At 65.1% G+C, this 17,405-nt stretch carries 19 protein-coding genes; 12 read left to right on the top strand and 7 right to left on the bottom strand.

Annotation, left to right across the window (positions count from 1 at the left end):
- Nucleotides 1-2: 2 nt before the first annotated feature.
- From trpB to SIN08_RS08830, 5 genes are all read right to left on the bottom strand, one after another.
- A complete protein-coding gene (gene trpB, locus SIN08_RS08850; RefSeq protein ID WP_322451199.1) occupies nucleotides 3-1,223 on the bottom strand; it encodes a tryptophan synthase subunit beta in 1,221 nt (406 codons plus the stop codon).
- A 9-nt stretch (nucleotides 1,224-1,232) separates the two neighbouring features.
- Nucleotides 1,233-1,889: a phosphoribosylanthranilate isomerase gene (locus SIN08_RS08845; RefSeq protein WP_322451283.1), complete on the bottom strand. Its 657-nt coding sequence runs from the start codon at nucleotides 1,887-1,889 to the stop codon at nucleotides 1,233-1,235.
- A 110-nt stretch (nucleotides 1,890-1,999) separates the two neighbouring features.
- Nucleotides 2,000-2,758: a M48 family metallopeptidase gene (locus SIN08_RS08840; RefSeq protein ID WP_322451198.1), complete on the bottom strand. Its 759-nt coding sequence runs from the start codon at nucleotides 2,756-2,758 to the stop codon at nucleotides 2,000-2,002.
- A 127-nt stretch (nucleotides 2,759-2,885) separates the two neighbouring features.
- Nucleotides 2,886-3,299 (bottom strand): DUF2852 domain-containing protein, encoded by a 414-nt coding sequence (locus SIN08_RS08835; RefSeq protein WP_322451197.1) that lies wholly within the window; start codon nucleotides 3,297-3,299, stop codon nucleotides 2,886-2,888.
- 115 nt (nucleotides 3,300-3,414) lie between these two features.
- Complete coding sequence (locus SIN08_RS08830) at nucleotides 3,415-4,188, bottom strand: alpha/beta hydrolase (protein ID WP_322451196.1); 774 nt, start codon at nucleotides 4,186-4,188, stop codon at nucleotides 3,415-3,417.
- 187 nt (nucleotides 4,189-4,375) lie between these two features.
- On the opposite strand from SIN08_RS08830, the gene infC reads away from it, so the two are divergent.
- From infC to SIN08_RS08780, 10 genes are all read left to right on the top strand, one after another.
- Complete coding sequence (infC, locus tag SIN08_RS08825; protein ID WP_322451282.1) at nucleotides 4,376-4,912, top strand: translation initiation factor IF-3; 537 nt, start codon at nucleotides 4,376-4,378, stop codon at nucleotides 4,910-4,912.
- A gap of 3 nt (nucleotides 4,913-4,915) precedes the next feature.
- On the top strand, nucleotides 4,916-5,554 hold the full coding sequence (locus SIN08_RS08820; protein ID WP_322451195.1) for an isoprenylcysteine carboxylmethyltransferase family protein: 639 nt from the start codon (nucleotides 4,916-4,918) through the stop codon (nucleotides 5,552-5,554).
- Between the two features lie 143 nt (nucleotides 5,555-5,697).
- Nucleotides 5,698-5,898: a 50S ribosomal protein L35 gene (gene rpmI / locus SIN08_RS08815; protein ID WP_322451194.1), complete on the top strand. Its 201-nt coding sequence runs from the start codon at nucleotides 5,698-5,700 to the stop codon at nucleotides 5,896-5,898.
- Between the two features lie 33 nt (nucleotides 5,899-5,931).
- The gene (rplT, locus tag SIN08_RS08810) at nucleotides 5,932-6,333 is read left to right on the top strand and encodes a 50S ribosomal protein L20 (RefSeq protein WP_322451193.1); all 402 of its coding nucleotides are present in this window, start codon (nucleotides 5,932-5,934) and stop codon (nucleotides 6,331-6,333) included.
- 164 nt (nucleotides 6,334-6,497) lie between these two features.
- Entirely contained in the window at nucleotides 6,498-7,583 is a 1,086-nt protein-coding gene (gene pheS / locus SIN08_RS08805) for a phenylalanine--tRNA ligase subunit alpha (RefSeq protein ID WP_322451192.1), read from the top strand.
- Nucleotides 7,583-7,978: a GFA family protein gene (locus tag SIN08_RS08800; protein ID WP_322451191.1), complete on the top strand. Its 396-nt coding sequence runs from the start codon at nucleotides 7,583-7,585 to the stop codon at nucleotides 7,976-7,978. The genes pheS and SIN08_RS08800 overlap by 1 nt, the downstream gene beginning before the upstream one ends.
- Before the next feature lie 25 nt (nucleotides 7,979-8,003).
- Complete coding sequence (pheT, locus tag SIN08_RS08795; protein WP_322451190.1) at nucleotides 8,004-10,409, top strand: phenylalanine--tRNA ligase subunit beta; 2,406 nt, start codon at nucleotides 8,004-8,006, stop codon at nucleotides 10,407-10,409.
- Between the two features lie 114 nt (nucleotides 10,410-10,523).
- Nucleotides 10,524-11,102, top strand: a complete 579-nt coding sequence (locus SIN08_RS08790; RefSeq protein ID WP_322451189.1) for a cytochrome b — start codon at nucleotides 10,524-10,526, stop codon at nucleotides 11,100-11,102.
- A 52-nt stretch (nucleotides 11,103-11,154) separates the two neighbouring features.
- A complete protein-coding gene (locus SIN08_RS08785; protein ID WP_322451188.1) occupies nucleotides 11,155-11,733 on the top strand; it encodes a YceI family protein in 579 nt (192 codons plus the stop codon).
- A 28-nt stretch (nucleotides 11,734-11,761) separates the two neighbouring features.
- On the top strand, nucleotides 11,762-12,748 hold the full coding sequence (locus SIN08_RS08780; protein WP_322451187.1) for a Gfo/Idh/MocA family oxidoreductase: 987 nt from the start codon (nucleotides 11,762-11,764) through the stop codon (nucleotides 12,746-12,748).
- Nucleotides 12,749-12,750: 2 nt separating this feature from the next.
- Here the strand turns inward: SIN08_RS08780 and SIN08_RS08775 are convergent, their stop codons facing one another.
- On the bottom strand, nucleotides 12,751-13,308 hold the full coding sequence (locus SIN08_RS08775; protein ID WP_322451186.1) for a cell wall hydrolase: 558 nt from the start codon (nucleotides 13,306-13,308) through the stop codon (nucleotides 12,751-12,753).
- 422 nt (nucleotides 13,309-13,730) lie between these two features.
- On the opposite strand from SIN08_RS08775, the gene dnaK reads away from it, so the two are divergent.
- Entirely contained in the window at nucleotides 13,731-15,659 is a 1,929-nt protein-coding gene (dnaK, locus tag SIN08_RS08770; RefSeq protein ID WP_322451185.1) for a molecular chaperone DnaK, read from the top strand.
- An 86-nt stretch (nucleotides 15,660-15,745) separates the two neighbouring features.
- Here the strand turns inward: dnaK and SIN08_RS08765 are convergent, their stop codons facing one another.
- Nucleotides 15,746-16,582 (bottom strand): universal stress protein, encoded by an 837-nt coding sequence (locus SIN08_RS08765; RefSeq protein ID WP_322451184.1) that lies wholly within the window; start codon nucleotides 16,580-16,582, stop codon nucleotides 15,746-15,748.
- Nucleotides 16,583-16,683: 101 nt separating this feature from the next.
- Here SIN08_RS08765 and SIN08_RS08760 point away from each other — a divergent pair, with 101 nt between their 5' ends.
- Nucleotides 16,684-17,370, top strand: a complete 687-nt coding sequence (locus tag SIN08_RS08760; protein ID WP_322451183.1) for a hypothetical protein — start codon at nucleotides 16,684-16,686, stop codon at nucleotides 17,368-17,370.
- Nucleotides 17,371-17,405: the final 35 nt, after the last annotated feature.

Raw genomic sequence — 17,405 nt, 5'->3', positions numbered from 1 at the left:
GGTCAGATATCCATGTTCAGATGCTTGGCGACGGAGAAGATGTCCTTGTCCCCCCGCCCGCACAGGTTCATGACGATGATCTGGTCCTTGCGCATCTTCGGCGCGCGCTTGATGACCTCGGCCAACGCATGGCTGGGTTCGAGCGCCGGGATGATGCCCTCGAGCCGGGTGAGAAGCTGGAACGCCTCCAGCGCCTCCGTATCCATGATCGGCACATATTCGACCCGGCCCGACTCCTTGAGCCACGAGTGCTCCGGCCCGATGCCCGGATAGTCGAGCCCGGCCGAAATCGAATGCCCGTCCTTGATCTGCCCGTCTTCGTTCTGCAGCAGATAGGTGCGGTTGCCGTGCAGCACGCCGGGCCTGCCGGCCGTCAGCGAGGCGCAGTGCTCCTCGCCCTCGAGCCCCCTGCCGCCCGCCTCCACGCCGACGATGGAGACCTCCTTGTCGTCGAGAAAGGGATGGAACAGGCCGATGGCGTTCGATCCGCCGCCGACGGCGGCCACCAGCATGTCCGGCAGCTTGCCCTCGGCTTCCAGAAGCTGCGCCTTCGCCTCTTCTCCGATCACCGACTGGAAAACGCGCACCAGCTCCGGATAGGGATGCGGGCCGGCGGCGGTGCCGATGAGATAGTAGGTATCTTCGACATTGGTCACCCAGTCGCGCAGCGCCTCGTTCATGGCGTCCTTGAGCGTGCCGTGGCCGGCGCTGACAGGCTTCACCTCCGCGCCCAGGAGCTTCATGCGGAAGACGTTCGGCGCCTGCCGCTCGACGTCCGTCGCACCCATATAGACCACACAGGGCAGGCCGAAGCGTGCCGCCACCGTTGCCGTCGCCACGCCGTGCTGGCCCGCGCCCGTCTCGGCGATGATGCGCGTCTTGCCCATGCGCTGCGCAAGCAGGATCTGGCCCAGGCAGTTGTTGATCTTGTGGCTGCCCGTATGGTTCAGCTCATCGCGCTTGAAATAGATCTTTGCTCCGCCGAGATGCTCCGTCAGCCGCTCGGCGAAATAAAGCGGCGACGGCCGGCCCGTGTAATGCGCCCCCAGATGGTCGAGCTCGGCCTTGAAGGCCGGGTCGTCCTTGGCCGCGTTCCAGTGGCGCTCCAGCTCCAGGATCAGCGGCATCAGCGTTTCGGCGACGAAACGACCGCCGAAGATGCCGAACATCCCCTGCTCGTCGGGTCCGGTGCGGAATGAGTTTGGTTGAGCGGGCTTGTTCATGCCGCCTCCTTAGACGCGCTCCGGCCGTGCCGCGTGCACGGCCTGGAAGAAGGCACGTATCAGTTCCGGATCCTTCTCGCCCGGCGCGCCTTCCACGCCGGAGGAGACGTCGATGCCGCGCGGCTGACAGGCCGAGAGCGCCTGGCCGATATTGGCAGCGTTCAGGCCTCCGGAAAGCATGTAATCCACTTCGCCGTCAAGGGAAGCCAGGAGGGACCAGTCGAAGGGAATTCCGTTGCCGCCGGGAAGCTCCGCCCCCGCGGGCGGCTTGGCGTCCAGCAGGAACCGGTCGGCGATGCCCCGATAGGCGTCGATCGCGGTGAGATCGGCGGCCTCGCGCACGGGGATCGCCTTCATGACCGGCAGGCCGTAACGCGCCTTCAGCGCGCGGACGCGTTGCGGACTTTCCTTCCCGTGAAGCTGCAGCATATCCGGCTGCATGCTTTTGACGATGTGCTCCAGCGCTTCGTCATCGGCATCGACCGTCACGGCGACTGCCTGCGCCTTGCCTTCCGCCGCCCGCCGCAGCCGCGCGGCCGTTTCAGCCACCACGTTGCGCGGGCTTTTGGGAAAGAAGATGAAGCCGATATAGCGCGCACCGCCTGCGAGCGCGGCATCCACCGCCTCGTCCGTCTTCAGGCCGCACATCTTGATGTCGAGTTCCATAAGGGTGGGAAGTGGCATGAAATAGCGGCGAAGTCGAGGTGAAAGGCGCGGCAACGTATGTGCGTTGCCTTCGGCCCTCATCCTGAGCCTGTCGAAGGATGCAGCGGCTTTCAGCCGAACTGTATCGCCTGCAAGGCCGACCCGTTGCGCTTCAGCCAGTCCTTGCACCGTTCCGTGTCGGGGCACAGCTCCTTGCACAGCTTCCAGAACCGGGGACCGTGGTTCATCTCCTTCAGATGCGCCACCTCATGGGCGACGAGGTAATTTATGACCGCGGGCGGGGCCATCATGATGCGCCAGGAGAAGGAGAGCGTGCCGTCTGAGGTGCAGGAGCCCCAACGGCTCGTCGTGTCCTTGTAGCGGATGGCCTTGGCGCGGCGGCCCACGCTTGCCGTATGCCGGGCCACCAGCATCTCGATATCGCGCTTCGCCTCCCGCTTCAGGAATTCCGCCACCCGGCGCGGCAGGTGTACGCGTGCCCCGCGCACCACGAGCAGCGGCTGTCCATCACGCGTTACGGCCTCGACCGTGCCGCGCAGGGCGGGCTCGTGGACGATGAGGTGCGGCACGCCGCGCAGCGGGATTTTGATGCCGTGCCGCACCAGCGGCCGCTCCGGCAGCTTTCTCAGCCGCTCTTCGAGCCAGCCTTCGTGGCGGGAGAGAAAGTGGTCGATCTCTCGCGCCGGCAACCCCGGAGGTACGGTGACCCGCAGGCCCGCACCCCCCGGCGCAATGCGCAGCGTCATGCGTCGCGCGCGGGCGTTCTCGACGATGCGCAGCGGCAGTTCACGGCCGGCCACCCGGTGGGTTCGCTCTACGGGCGGCGCGCTCGTTCTCAGGCGGGCGGTCTTGAGGAAGCTGGACGGCATCGGTGCAGCATAGATGATTCGCCCGTCCGCATGCGCCTGAAATCGCGCGTCCGGAAAGGAAACGGCGCCCGCAAGGGGGCGCCGCATGTAGCAGGAGGCGATCGGGAGACCTGAGAATGCCGCGTTCTCAGCCTTCGCTGGTGGGCGCCTCCGGACCGCGTCCGGCCTTGCGCTCGTTCATGAAGCGGTCGAACTCCTCGCGGTCGCGCGCGCGGCGCAGTTCGCGCACATACTCATCGAACTCCTCGCGCATGGCTTCAAGCTTACGGCGCTCTTCGGCCAGGCGCTCCAGCTCCTTCTCGCGCCAGTCGTCGAAGGCCACGTTGCCCGTGCGCACTTGGGTGCGGGCGGCCCTGCGGCAGTTGGAAAACATGCCGTCGGTCGCGCGGTTGACCTCGTGCTTGAAGTCGCCGAGCCTGTCGCCCCACAGGATGTAGGCGAGCATGGCAAGGCCGAGCGGCCAGAAGAGCCAGAAACCGATCACCATCAGGGCAATCGTCGCCGGCGTCCAGGCCGGGCGGATCAGTGCAGAATTGGTCATCGTCACCAGGTCCTCATCGTTGGAACAGGGGCTGCGGCCGCATTGAGCGAGATGGGGAGTGCTTGATGGCGATTCAAGATTTGCCGCGCCAAAAGATGCGGCGGAATGCGGCGCCTCAGCCCGCCCGCTCCACGAGCGCGGCGGCCACCCGCAGCATCAGCCCGATGTCCTGCGGACGCGAGAGGCGATGGTCGCCGTCGCGGATGAGCGACAGGGTGACGTCGTCGGCCGGCAAGTGCTCCACCAGGCGCATGGCGTGGCTGTAGGGCACGTCCGGATCGGCCATGCCCTGCAGGATATGGACCGGGCAGTGCGTCTCGATGATGCCTTCGAGGACGCGGTTCTCGCGCCCGTCTTCGAGCAGCGCCCTTGTATAGACCGTCGGCTCCGGCGAATATTCCGACGGCTCCTCGATATAGCCTTGGGATTGAAGCACCTTGCGCTGCTCGGCGCTGAGCCCCGGCTCCACCAGGTCGATGGTGAAGTCGGGTGCCGGCGCCAGAAGGAGAAGCCCGCCCACGCGTGCCCCCTCGCCGGCCTTCTGCAGTTCCTGGATCAGGCGCAGGGCGATCCACGCGCCCATGGAAGAGCCGACGAGCACCTGCTTGCCTTCGGTGAAGCGGCGGAAGACGGCAAGGCTTTCCGCCAGCCAGCGGGAGATGGTGCCGTCTTTGAAGGCGCCGCCCGATTCCCCGTGGCCGGAATAGTCGTGCCGCGTCACCGCAATGCCGATCTCGCGCCCCCATGCGTCCAGCGCCTCGGCCTTGGTGCCGCGCATGTCGGAGAGATAGCCGCCCAGCCACATCACTCCCGGTGTGCGCCCTTGTCTCCGGCGCACGGCGATCTTAGTTCCGTCGACATCGAAGTGGATCGGCTCGCTGTGGCTCATCGCTTTCTCCTGCAGGCGGCCATGTTGTGTCATCCGGTTCGCCGCGGCGAAAGGGGGGCGCTTGCGCTTCCGGCGTGATTCTTTTGCGTGATTGTGTTATTGACAGCAAGCCCGCAAACCGCACATAGCCGCGGCTCGCCGATGCGGGCATGATCCGTTCCGTCAACGACTTGAGGAGACAACGACCATTCGCAGACCGTTCAAAGCGCCGCCTCCGGTAAAGGAAGGCCCCCGCGCCAATCGCGAGATCCGGGTTCCCCGGGTGCAGCTCATCGACGACGAGGGAAACAACCGAGGCATCGTGGCAACCGACGAGGCCCTGCGCACGGCGGAAGATGCCGGCCTGGACCTTGTCGAGGTTTCGCCCAATGCCGACCCGCCCGTCTGCAAGATCACCGATCTCGGCAAGCTGAAGTACCAGAGCCAGAAGAAGGCCGCGGAGGCCCGCAAGAAGCAGAAGACCGTCGAGATCAAGGAAATCAAGATGCGGCCCAACATCGACACTCATGATTATGAGACGAAGATGAAGGCCGTGCGCCGGTTTTTCGAGGAAGGCGACAAGGTGAAGCTGACCTTGCGCTTCCGTGGCCGCGAAATGGCGCATCTCGAGCTTGGCATGCAGCTTCTCAACCGCGTGCGCGAGGAGGTCGAACCGATCGCCAAGGTCGAGGCCGAGCCGAAGCTGGAAGGCCGGCAGATGATGATGGTCCTGGCGCCGCGTTAGAACATGGAAAGCGAAGGCGTTCGTCCCCTGCCGAGCCGTTCGCTGGACCGGTTCCAGCGAACGCGGCGGTTGGCCATTCTGCTGATGCTGGTCGCCGCGGGCGCCTTCCTGCTTTTCTGCAGTGCGCCGCCGCCCGGTGGCGCCTTGCACGAAACAGTGGAGATCACGGGCCTGATGCTGATCGCCATCGCGATCCTCGGGCGGCTCTGGTGCACGCTTTATATCGGCGGCCGAAAGAACACGGAGATCGTTGCGCGTGGTCCCTATTCGCTGACGCGCAACCCCCTTTATGTTTTTTCGGCGATCGGTGCCACCGGCGTGGGCGCGCAGACGGGCAGTGTCACTGTCGCCCTCCTTTTCGGGATGGTGACAACCCTGGCATTCCTTGTCGTGATCCGGCGCGAGGAAGGGTTCTTGGAGGCGACCTTCGGGTCGGCCTATGATGCCTATCGCGCCCGCGTGCCGCGCTTCGTGCCGCGCTTTTCCGGCTACGAGGGCGCCGGACTCGTTACGGTGGACCCGTCGCGGCTCTACGCGACGCTCTTCGACGGGCTGGTTTTTCTCGCTGCCATTCCCGTTTTCGAGGGAATCGAGTGGCTTCAGGAAAGCGGCGCTCTACCGGTCCTGGTGCGCCTCGTCTAAAGACGGTTGCGCTTTATGAGCGCCGTCGCTATAAGGCCGCGTTTCATGAACCGTCCGGCAGGGCATGCCGTGGCGGTTCGTAATGCTTCGGGCATTCGCCCGGAAAAGAACAAGCGCCCCTGGCGCACATACGGAGAAGCAAAATGCCCAAGATGAAGACCAAGTCCGCTGTCAAGAAGCGGTTCAAGGTGACCGCCACCGGCAAGGTGAAGGTGCAGGCCGCCGGCAAGCGCCACGGCATGATCAAGCGTTCCAACAAGTTCATCCGCAACGCGCGGGGCACGATGGTGCTTTCCGATCCCGATACGAAGATCGTGAAGCAGTTCATGCCCTACAGCCGCTGAGACGGACCCGGAACAGTTTAAGGAGATCATGCCATGGCACGTGTGAAGAGGGGCGTTGCCGCCCACGCCAAGCACAAGAAGGTCCTGAAGTCCGCAAAGGGTTTCTATGGCCGTCGCAAGAACACGATCCGCATCGCCAAGCAGGCGGTCGAGAAGTCGCTGCAATATGCCTATCGCGACCGCAAGAACCGCAAGCGCAATTTCCGGGCGCTGTGGATCCAGCGCATCAACGCCGCCGCGCGCGAGCATGGGCTGACCTACGGTCGCCTCATCGACGGGCTCAACAAGGCGGGCATCGAGATCGACCGCAAGGTGCTGGCCGACATGGCCGTGCACGAGCCGCAGGCATTCGCAGCGGTGGTGGGCCAGGCCAAGACGGCGCTCGAGTATCTCAAGAACACCACACCCAACGCTTTTGAGAGCGCTGTCGGCTAGCCAGCGCTCCCGAAGCAGGAAGAGTTTTTTTCGGGAACCCGCGCTGGCAGGGCTGGCGCGGGTTTTTTCGTGGTCGAAACGGACGTAAAGGCAGGACGATGCAGGACGGAGGCGACGTGGATACGGGCGGTGCCGAAGTGGCCGGACCCGGCAAAGGAAGCACGATGGACGATCTGGATCAGCTCGAAAAGGCGATACGGGAGGAGATCGCGGCCGCGCGCGACGAGCAGGCGCTCGAGGCCGTGCGCGTCGCCGCCCTGGGCAAGAAGGGCACCATCTCGGAGAAGCTGAAGACGCTGGGCGCAATGTCGCCGGAAGAGCGGCAGGTCATGGGGCCGGCGATCAACGGCCTGAAGAACCGTGTCGCGGACGCGCTTGCCGTCCGCCGGGCGGAACTGCACGAAGCCGCGCTTGCAGCGAAGCTGGAGCGGGAGAAGGTGGACGTGACCCTCCCCGTCCCCCGCCCGCCGGCGGAGCGCGGGCGCATCCATCCCATCACCCAGGTCATCGACGAGATCACCGCCATCTTCGGCGATCTAGGCTTCGCGATCGCCGAGGGGCCGGACATCGAGACGGACTATTACAACTTCACTGCGCTCAATTTCCCCGAGGGCCATCCCGCCCGCGAGATGCACGACACCTTCTTCTTCGAGCCGGACGGGAAAGGCGAGCGCAAGCTTTTGCGCACCCATACCTCGCCCGTGCAGATCCGCACCATGGAGGCACAGAAGCCGCCAATCCGCATTGTCATTCCCGGCAAGACCTACCGGGCGGATTCGGACGCCACCCACACGCCCATGTTCCACCAGCTCGAAGGGCTGGTGATCGACAGGACGGCCAACGTCGCCAACATGAAGTGGGTGCTGACCGAGTTCTGCAAGGCCTATTTCGAGGTGCCGCAGCTCAACATGCGCTTCCGGCCGAGCTTCTTCCCCTTCACGGAGCCGAGCCTGGAGGTCGACATTCAATGCGACCGCTCGACCCCCGGCGAGATCCGCTTCGGCCAGGGCGACGACTGGCTGGAGATCCTCGGCTGCGGCATGGTGCATCCCAACGTGCTGCGCCATGGCGGGCTCGACCCCGACGAATACCAGGGCTTCGCCTGGGGCATGGGCATCGACCGCATTGCCATGCTGAAATACGGCATGCCGGACCTGCGCGCCTTCTTCGACGCCGATGTGCGCTGGCTCCAGCACTACGGTTTCCGCCCGCTCGACCTGCCGACATTGTTCGGAGGGTTGAGTTCTTGATGTACGAGGGCGGTTGCCGCTGCGGGGCGGTTCGGCTCACCGCGCGCGCCGAGCCGATCTGGCGCTCCTATTGCCACTGCGAAGACTGTCGCAAGGCAACCGGCGCGCCGGTCACGGCATTCGTGGGCTTTGCGCGAGAGGCTCTCGCCTTCGAAGGCGAGGCGCGCTGCGCTTTCCGTTCCGGATCGGCCGAGCGCGGCTTTTGCGGCCGTTGCGGCAGCCCGCTGGATTATCGGGACGCAGAATTGCCGGGCCAGATCTACGTCTATCTCGGCGTGATGGACGAGCCCGAGCTTTTCGCGCCGACGCTGCATGCCTTCGAAAGCGAACGCCTGCCCTTCCTGCATATCAAAGACGATCTGCCGCGCTTCGAGCGCTTTAGCGTCAAGCGCTGACCGGAATTCCTGAGGAACGATTGCGATGAAATTCACACTCTCCTGGCTCAAGGACCATCTCGAGACCGAAGCGACGCTCGACCAGATCGTGGAAACCCTCACCATGATCGGGCTCGAGGTGGAGTCCGTCGATGACAAGGCGGCGCTGAAGCCCTTCGTGATCGCCAGGGTGCTGACGGCGGAACAGCATCCCGACGCCGACCGGCTCAAGGTGCTGACGGTGGATGCCGGCTCCGGCGCGCCGGTGCAGGTGGTCTGCGGCGCGCCCAACGCGCGCGCCGGGTTGATCGGCGCCTTCGCTGCGCCGGGCACCTACATTCCGGGTATCGACACGACGCTTTCCGTGGGCAAGATCCGCGGCGTGGAAAGTCGCGGCATGATGTGCTCCGAACGCGAGCTCCAGCTTTCTGACGAGCATACCGGCATCATCGATCTGCCCGAGGATGCGCCCGTGGGTGAGCCCTTCGCGCATTGGGCGAGGCTCGACGATCCGGTGATCGAAATCGGCCTGACGCCGAACCGCCCCGACTGCACGGGCGTCTACGGCATCGCGCGCGACCTTGCCGCGGCGGGACTGGGCACGTTGAAGAGCGGTGCCGTGACGCCGGTGGAAGGCAGCGGCGCGTGTCCCGTCAAGGTGCAGATCGAGGCGCCCGACCTTTGCCACGGCTTTGCCCTGCGGCGGGTCGTCGGCGTAAGGAACGGCCCATCACCCAAATGGATGCAGCAGCGCCTGATGGCCATCGGCCTGCGCCCGATCAACGCGCTGGTGGACATCACCAACTACATCACCTTCGACCGTGGCCGGCCGCTGCACGTCTTCGACGCGGCAAAGGTTGCAGGCAACCTCACCGTCCGCCGCGCGCGTGAGGGCGAGACGGTGCTGGCCCTCGACGAGCGCGAATATGCGCTCACGCCGGAGGTCTGCGTGATCGCCGACGAGAAGGGCGTGGAATCCATCGCCGGCATCATGGGCGGCGAGCACTCGGGCTGCGACGAGAACACGACCGACGTGCTGATCGAATCGGCCCTGTGGGAGCCGGCCAACATCGCTCGCACGGGCCGCGATCTCGGCATTGTCACCGACGCGCGCTACCGCTTCGAGCGCGGCGTTGATCCAGAATTCATGGTCGGCGGCACGGAGCTTGCCACCCGGCTGGTGCTGGAGATCTGCGGCGGGGAAGCCTCCGAACCCCGTGTCGAGGGCTATCAGGGCCACACGCCGAAAACCGTTTCCTTCCCGCCGGCCGAGGTCAGGCGCCTCACCGGCCTCAACGTACCCGCCGCCGAAAGCATCGACATCCTCGCCCGCCTGGGTTTTGGTGCGCAAGGCTCCGGCGAGACGATCGCGGTGACGGTGCCCTCCTGGCGGCCCGATGTCGACGGCAAGGCCGACCTCGTGGAGGAGGTCATGCGCATTCACGGCGTCAACGAGATCGCGCCGCAGCCGATGCAGGCCGATGGCGCCGTCGGCGTGCGCATCCTGACCACCCCGCAGCTGCGCATGCGGGCCGCCAAGCGAGCGCTTGCCGTGCGCGGCATGATGGAAGCGGTTACTTGGTCCTTCATTCCTGAGGCACATGCGCGGCTGTTCGCCGACAATCGCCGGCTCATGGCGCTCGCCAATCCGATCGCCGCCGACATGTCCACCATGCGCCCGTCGCTCCTGCCGGGTCTCATCGCCGCCGCCCAGCGCAATGCCGACCGCGGATTTGCCGACATCGCCCTGTTCGAGGTGGCGGGCAGCTATGAGGGAGACCGGCCGGAGGATCAGCGGCGCGTTGCGGCCGGCCTCCGCCGCGGCACGGCCCATCTCGGGGGCCAAGGTCGCCACTGGTCCGGCAATACGCCCCCGGTCGACGTCTTTGAGGCCAAGGCCGACGCGCTCGCCGTGCTGGAGGCCTGCGGCGCGCCGGTTGACAAGCTGCAGGTCGAGGCCGGCGGTCCGCATTGGTACCATCCGGGCCGCTCGGGCACGATCAAGCTCGGGCCGAAGAACATTCTCGGCACCTTCGGCGAGTTCCATCCGAACACTCTCGATGAGATGGACGTTTCCGGCCCGCTTTGCGGCTTCGAGGTCTTCATCGACGCGATCCCGGAGCCCAAGGCGCGCGCCACGCGCACCCGCCCGCGGCTTGATCTCTCGCCCTTCCAGGCCGTCCGCCGCGACTTCGCCTTCGTGGTCGACAAGGCGGTGGAGGCGGCCGCGCTCACGCGTGCCGCCGCCGCCGCCGACAAGAAGCTGATCTCGGACGTCAACGTCTTCGACGTCTTCGAGGGCGAAGCGCTCGGGCCGGACAAGAAATCGGTCGCCATCGAGGTGACCATCCAGCCCATCGAACGAACCCTGACGGAGGAGGACTTCGAGGCACTCGCCGGCCGCGTGGTCGAGAATGTCGGCAAGCAGACGGGCGGTGTTTTGCGTGGCTGATCCGCGAGCTTTCTGGTCGGACGGGGCGTCGCCTGCATGTACCCGGGAGCGCCCGACCGTTCGCCGTCGCATTCACGGCATGACGGCGGCGGGGCGGCGGATTAAGCTTGCGGCGTGAGCAAGCTCGCGTTTCGCAACACCAGGGATGGCTACGGCCTCGTCGCGATCGTCTTTCACTGGGCGCTTGCCGTTCTGATCCTCGGGCAGATCGGGCTCGGCCTCGTCATGATGCGCATCGCCGACCAGCGCCTCGCCTTCGATCTCATCCAGTGGCACAAGTCGCTCGGCCTGCTGCTCCTCTTGCTGATCGCGCTCAGGCTGACCTGGCGTCTGCTCAACCCGCAGCCTCGGCCTCCGGCCTCTCTGCGCCGCTGGGAAAGATGCGCGTCCGCGAGCGTCCACCTCCTGCTCTACGCCGTCTTCCTCGCGCTGCCTTTCACCGGCTGGGCGCTGGTTTCGGCCTCCGTGCTCGGCATTCCGACGCTCGTCTTCGGCCTCTTCCTGCTGCCGCACCTGCCGGTCGGCGTCTCGGAGGCCGGCGAGTCGTTCTGGCGCATCCTTCACCACCTTCTCGCCTATACAGCGATCGTCCTGGTTGCCGGTCATGCGCTGGCCGCGCTGCGCCATCACCTGATTCTCAAGGACGGCGTTCTGAAGCGGATGCTCCGGCCGGCGCGGCGCACAAAACCGTGACTGGACCGTGCGCGCACCGTGGCGGATGCTATCGGCACAGGGATGGTCGAAGATGAAGATGCGGACAGCGTTCGTTGCGGCCCTGCTTCTTTTCCTGGCATCGCCGCGGGCGGTCGCCGCGCCGTCCCTGTCCGAAGCGGCGGGCAGCTACGTCATCGTGCCGTCGCAGTCGGTTCTCGCATTCGCGGTGCCGGCGGTGAGCGGGCCGGGCATCAAGGGGCGATTCGCCCGGTTCGAGGGCACGGTCGACATTCCGGCCGACAGCGTCGAGGCGGCCCGCCTGACGATCACCATCTATCCCGAGAGTGTCACGACCGGCCAGAAGCGGGTCGACGATTTCCTTAAATCCGATGCCGTCTTCGATACGCGAAACGAGCGGGCGATCGTCTTCCGTTCCGCGCGCGTGCACCGCACCGGCGAGGACGTGGCGACCATTGAAGGCAATCTGACGGCCCGCGGGCGCACCTTCCGCGAGACCTTTCGCGCAAGGCTTGCCGATTCCCGGCGGGGAAGCCTGCGCTTTCATGTGCAGGGGAAGGTCTTCCGATCCCGCTACGGCATGGATGTGGGCACGCCTATCTACTCGAACGTCGTCGATTTCGATATGGACCTCTCCGTCCGGCGCCGATAGTCTCGCGGCATTGTTTTCGGGAGGCATCATGTTCCGTTGGGGTATTCTGTCGACGGCCAAGATCGGCCGGGAGTTCGTCATTCCGCAGCTTCAGGATGCGGAAAACGGGGTGGTGACGGCCATCGCCAGCCGTGACGAGTCGCGCGCGAAGGCGGTCGCGGCGCGTTTCGGCATTCCGCATGCCTTTGCCTCTTACGAGGCGCTTCTTGCCTCGTCCGAGGTCGACGGGGTCTATATACCGCTGCCCACCTCCCAGCACGTCGAGTGGGCGGTGAAGGCGGCGGATGCGGGCAAGCATGTGCTCGTGGAAAAGCCGCTGGCGCTCGACGCCGGCGATATCCGGCAGGTCATCGAGGCGCGAGATCGCAATGGTGTTCTGGTTTGCGAAGCCTTCATGGTCACCTATCACCCGCAATGGCTGAAGGTGCGCGAACTCGTCGCCGAGGGCGCCATCGGCCGCCTGCGACATGTGCAGGGCGCCTTCTCCTACCACAACGTCGACCCGCAGAACATGCGCAACCGCCCGGAGCTCGGCGGCGGCGGTCTGCCCGACATCGGCGTCTACCCGACCGTGACCGCCCGCTTCGTCACCGGGCGCGAGCCGCAGCGCATCCAGGCGGTCGTGGAGCGCGATCCCAGCTTCGGCACGGATATCTACGCCAGCGTCAAGGCCGATTTCGGCGATTTCGAAATGAGCTTTTACATCTCGACCCAGATGGCGGCCCGGCAGACGATGGTCTTCCACGGCGACAAGGGCTATGTCGAGGTGGAAACGCCCTTCAACTCCCGCGTCTACGGCGACGACCGGGTTCTCCTGCACAGTGCCGACCACGCCACGACCACCGTCCACCGCTTCGGCGACGTCCGCCAGTACAGGCTGCAGGCGGAAGCCTTCGCCCGGGCGGTTGCCGGCGAGGACGTGCCCGTCTTCCCGCTGGAGGATTCGATCCGGAACCAGAAGGTCATCGACGCGATTTTCCGCGCCTCCGAGCACGACGGCTGGGAACCGGTCTAGCCCTACGGGTCCGGGACGGTTGCAGTCAGGCGCAGGACGTCGGATGGCGGCTCCATGCGCGAGATCGTGTTTTCGCACGTATAGAAGATGTGCCCGCCGATCCGGTCGATCCGGCGCAGGCGCTTGGCCCAGCCTGGGCTGACGGAGAGGGCATGGTAGTGGGTTGCATGCGCCACGGGCGGTAGGCCCGTGGTATCCTTCACCGCTTCTTCCGTGCGGCAGTCGCGGCACATGAGTTCCCCGGCGATGGCTTGTGCCTTCTGCCAGGCCGCCTTTTCGCGGGGGTGGTCGGAGCGATTGTCACAGGCAAAGGAGAACTGGCAGCGGTTTCGTCGGCGGGCGTTCTGGTAGACGACGCCGCAGATGCTGGCCGGAAAAGCGCGCGAGCGTTTCCGGTTGAGAACCACCTGCGCCACCGCACGCTGGCCGTCCGGCTCCTCGCCGCGCGCTTCGTGATAGACGGCAAGCGCGAGGCAGTGCCGCTCGAAGCGTTCGTGCACCCGGTCCGACAGTGAGCGAACCGATGGCATTGCCGGCCATGCCGCTGCCGTGCCCGCCATGGCAGCCCCCTGCGGGAGCAGGCCGGGAAAGGGCAGCACCGCAAAAAGGGGGGAAGCGGGACAATGGTTCGTCGCCAGTAGAACAAGAAGTCCTGAAAACAGAATATTTTTAAACAAGTTGTAATTCCGTAAAATATACAACCATTAAGAGCATACATTATGTTTGCCGTCAATATTCCCTAGATATGCGCCCCGCATTTGCGGAGGCCTCAAAATACGGAGGTATGGCATGTGGAGGTGGCGGAACGAGGCGGCAGATCGGGCTCACAAGCCGCCTTGCGCGACAAAAATGAGCTTCTTATATACGCGCCGATGCCGCGCTCGCCTCATAGGGCGGTGCGTCGCGGCTGTTTCTAGTGAACAGGGGCTGTTGCCTGGAACGCCGGAATGGGTCCTGACAGTCTGCTTAGCGGAGAGAATAAATGGCAAAAGTAATCGGTATCGACCTCGGAACCACCAATTCCTGTGTCGCCGTCATGGACGGCAAGGACGCGAAGGTGATCGAGAACGCGGAAGGCGCGCGCACGACGCCGTCGATCGTGGCATTCACCGATTCCGACGAGCGTCTGGTTGGCCAGCCGGCCAAGCGCCAGGCCGTCACCAATCCGGAGAACACTTTTTTTGCGATCAAGCGCCTGATCGGCCGGCGCTTTGAAGATCCCACCGTCGAGAAGGACAAGAAGCTTGTCCCCTATCATATCGTGAAGGCGGAGAACGGGGATGCCTGGGTCGAGGCCCAGGGCAAGAACCACTCCCCATCGCAGATCTCGGCGATGATCCTTCAGAAGATGAAGGAGACGGCTGAATCCTATCTTGGCGAGAAGGTGGAGAAGGCGGTCATCACGGTTCCCGCCTACTTCAACGACGCCCAGCGCCAGGCCACCAAGGATGCTGGCAAGATCGCCGGCCTGGAGGTCCTGCGCATCATCAACGAGCCGACGGCGGCAGCGCTTGCCTATGGTCTCGACAAGAAGGAAGGCAAGACGATCGCCGTCTACGACCTAGGCGGTGGCACCTTCGACATTTCGATCCTCGAGATCGGCGACGGCGTGTTCGAGGTGAAGTCGACCAACGGCGACACCTTCCTCGGAGGCGAGGACTTCGACATGCGCCTCGTCAACTATCTCGCCGAGGAGTTCAAGAAGGAGCAGGGCATCGATCTGAAGGCTGACAAGCTCGCGCTGCAGCGGCTGAAGGAAGCCGCTGAGAAAGCCAAGATCGAGCTGTCGTCCGCCGCGCAGACCGAGATCAACCTGCCCTTCATCACGGCCGACCAGTCCGGGCCGAAACACCTGGCGATGAAGCTGACGCGCGCCAAGTTCGAGAGCCTGGTGGAAGATCTCATCACGCGCACCATCGAGCCCTGCAAGTCGGCGCTCAAGGATGCCGGCATCAATGCAGGCGAGATCGACGAGGTGGTGCTCGTCGGCGGCATGACCCGCATGCCCAAGGTGCAGGAAGCCGTGAAGAACTTCTTCGGCAAGGAGCCGCACAAGGGCGTGAACCCGGATGAGGTCGTCGCCATGGGCGCGGCCATTCAGGCCGGCGTGCTGCAGGGCGACGTGAAGGACGTGCTGCTGCTCGACGTCACCCCGCTGTCGCTCGGCATCGAGACGCTTGGCGGCGTGTTCACGCGGCTGATCGACCGCAACACGACCATCCCGACCAAGAAGAGCCAGGTTTTCTCGACGGCGGAAGACAACCAGAACGCAGTGACGATCCGCGTCTTCCAGGGTGAGCGCGAGATGGCGGCCGACAACAAGATGCTCGGCCAGTTCGATCTCGTCGGCATCCCGCCGGCACCGCGCGGCGTGCCGCAGATCGAGGTGACCTTCGACATCGACGCAAACGGCATCGTCAACGTTTCGGCCAAGGACAAGGGCACCGGCAAGGAACAGCAGATCCGTATCCAGGCCTCCGGCGGTCTTACCGATGACGAGATCGAGAAGATGGTCAAGGATGCCGAGTCCAACGCCGAGGCTGACAAGAAGCGCCGCGAGACGGTCGAGGTGAAGAACCAGGCCGAGGCCCTCATCCACTCTTCGGAGAAATCGCTCAAGGACTATGGCGAGAAGGTCTCCGAGGAGGATCGTACGGCCATCGAAAACGCGATCGCCGAGCTGAAGACGGCCACGGAGGGCGACGACCTGGACGCCATCAAGGCCAAGACCACGGCCCTTGCCGAGGTGTCGATGAAGCTCGGCCAGGCCATGTACGAGGCCAATCAGGCCGCCGGTGAGGAGGCTTCCGGTGCGGAGGGCTCGTCCGGTGAAGGCGGTGAAGCCAAGAACGATGACGTGGTCGACGCTGACTTCGAGGAGATCGACGAGGACGACAAGAAGTCGGCCTGACGAATCATCGTCTCTCGTGAAAAACGGAGCCCGGGCCTCGTGCCCGGGCTTTTTTATGAAGCCTGGGGCCAAGCGGTGTGGCGGGCTCAATGTGCCATGAAGACCGGCAGTGTGCTTTCGGTGATGATTTGCCGAGTCGCCCCGCCGAAGATCATCTGCCGGATTCGGCTCTGCGTGAAGGCGCCCTTGATCAGCAGGTCGCACCCGCATTCGGCGGCTTCGTCGAGAATGGTCTTGCCTGCCGAGCGGCTGCCCGGCGCCACGGAGCGCATTTCGCAATTGATGCCGTTGTACCGCAGGTAGCGGCCGACCTCCTCGCCGGTGGGGCCGGGCACGCTGCTGCCTTCCACGGTCAGGACGATCGCACGGCGCGCGTGTTGCAGGAGGGGCATGGCAAAACCGATCGTGCGTGCCGTCTCCGTACTGCCGTTCCAGGCGATCATGATGGTCTCACCCATCCGCGAGGGCGCACGCGGCGGCGCGATGAGGACCGGTCTGCCGCTCTCGAACAATGCCGCTTCCAGGGTACTGGCACGCGGCTGGCCGGCCTTGCTGCCTGGCCGGCCCACGACCGTGACGTCGAAGACACGGCCATAACTGCCGACGAAATTGTCCCCCTGCGGCTCCCCGCGCCAGCCGAAGCGCAGCGCCCCGCTCTCTGCCTCGGCAGCCGGCACACCATGGGCGTGCATGGTCCGTTCGAACATGCGGCGCGCCTCGTCCGGCGCCGTATCGTCATACCTGAAATCCGAGTCGTAGACGATGGTCGCGCCCATCGCGTCGGCTGCCAGGAAGGGGCTGAGGGCGGGGCTTAGCGGGAACCCTTCGAGATAGCTCCCGAACGTCTTGCCGAAAAACGCGGCCGCCTCAAGCGTCGTGCTGGCAAGGTCGTGCATTTCCACGGGAACGAGAATCGTTTTCATGGGCATGACCGCGAATAAAGTTGCGCCGATAAGCTGTTTCCGACCAGCGTGGTCGACACCGCATTATAGTTGCAGAACCGATAGCGGGGAAAGCCTTGTTATTGAAGCCCGGACCGCCGCGGCCGCCTGCCGATACCACCCCGCAAGCTCCTACACCGGTCCAGTTTCTCACGCTCTTTCCTTCCATCATGCTGCCGATGTTCCTGGCCGTGGTCGACCAGACGATCGTCGCTGCGGCCCTGCCGGCCATTGCCGGACGCACCGACAGCCGCACGGGGCACACGGCCGTCTTTCCCTCGTGCGGTCTCGTCGTGGTGGTGCTGATGCTGGGCTCGCTGGCGATCTTCGCGCCGCGATTGAGCGAGGAGGAGATTTCCTGGGTGCTCGGCTTCACGGCCATCTTCATGGGCACGGTGATGGGCGTTGTGCAGGTGACGGTCCAGACCGCGGCCGGCGCCGCGCGGCTCGGCACCGCCGCCGCAACGGTGCAGTTTTCCCGCTCGCTCGGCGCGGCGCTCGGCACGGCGATCGTCGGCACGGTCCTGTTCGCGGCGCTCGCCTCGACCGATGCCGAAGCCGCCCGGCTCTTCGGATCGATCCTGCAGAAAGGGCCGGAGGTTCTTGGCTCCTTGCCCGCCCCGCGCCGCGCAATTGTCCAGGAGGAGATTGCCGACGCCTTCCGGCTGCGTTCTTCGCCATCACGGGCTTTGCGGTCGCGGCCATGCTGCTGGCCTGGTCCATGCCCCTGCGGCGGGTGTGACCGATCCCTCGGCAGACCTGCCCTATAGAAAAATACGCGATGCGGAATCACGCATTCTTCTCT

Source organism: Chelativorans sp. M5D2P16 (genome assembly GCF_034427935.1).
Lineage (GTDB): Bacteria > Pseudomonadota > Alphaproteobacteria > Rhizobiales > Rhizobiaceae > Chelativorans.
Note: the sequence above shows the minus strand (reverse complement) of the source record. Positions and strands in the feature narration are given on the sequence as shown.

Coding starts and splice junctions, on each gene's coding strand:
- trpB (WP_322451199.1), bottom strand. CDS start 1,223: ATGAACAAGCCCGCTCAACCAAACTCATTCCGCACCGGACCCGACGAG.
- SIN08_RS08845 (WP_322451283.1), bottom strand. CDS start 1,889: ATGGAACTCGACATCAAGATGTGCGGCCTGAAGACGGACGAGGCGGTG.
- SIN08_RS08840 (WP_322451198.1), bottom strand. CDS start 2,758: ATGCCGTCCAGCTTCCTCAAGACCGCCCGCCTGAGAACGAGCGCGCCG.
- SIN08_RS08835 (WP_322451197.1), bottom strand. CDS start 3,299: ATGACCAATTCTGCACTGATCCGCCCGGCCTGGACGCCGGCGACGATT.
- SIN08_RS08830 (WP_322451196.1), bottom strand. CDS start 4,188: ATGAGCCACAGCGAGCCGATCCACTTCGATGTCGACGGAACTAAGATC.
- SIN08_RS08820 (WP_322451195.1), top strand. CDS start 4,916: ATGGAAAGCGAAGGCGTTCGTCCCCTGCCGAGCCGTTCGCTGGACCGG.
- rpmI (WP_322451194.1), top strand. CDS start 5,698: ATGCCCAAGATGAAGACCAAGTCCGCTGTCAAGAAGCGGTTCAAGGTG.
- rplT (WP_322451193.1), top strand. CDS start 5,932: ATGGCACGTGTGAAGAGGGGCGTTGCCGCCCACGCCAAGCACAAGAAG.
- pheS (WP_322451192.1), top strand. CDS start 6,498: ATGGACGATCTGGATCAGCTCGAAAAGGCGATACGGGAGGAGATCGCG.
- SIN08_RS08800 (WP_322451191.1), top strand. CDS start 7,583: ATGTACGAGGGCGGTTGCCGCTGCGGGGCGGTTCGGCTCACCGCGCGC.
- pheT (WP_322451190.1), top strand. CDS start 8,004: ATGAAATTCACACTCTCCTGGCTCAAGGACCATCTCGAGACCGAAGCG.
- SIN08_RS08785 (WP_322451188.1), top strand. CDS start 11,155: ATGAAGATGCGGACAGCGTTCGTTGCGGCCCTGCTTCTTTTCCTGGCA.
- SIN08_RS08780 (WP_322451187.1), top strand. CDS start 11,762: ATGTTCCGTTGGGGTATTCTGTCGACGGCCAAGATCGGCCGGGAGTTC.
- SIN08_RS08775 (WP_322451186.1), bottom strand. CDS start 13,308: ATGGCGGGCACGGCAGCGGCATGGCCGGCAATGCCATCGGTTCGCTCA.
- dnaK (WP_322451185.1), top strand. CDS start 13,731: ATGGCAAAAGTAATCGGTATCGACCTCGGAACCACCAATTCCTGTGTC.
- SIN08_RS08765 (WP_322451184.1), bottom strand. CDS start 16,582: ATGAAAACGATTCTCGTTCCCGTGGAAATGCACGACCTTGCCAGCACG.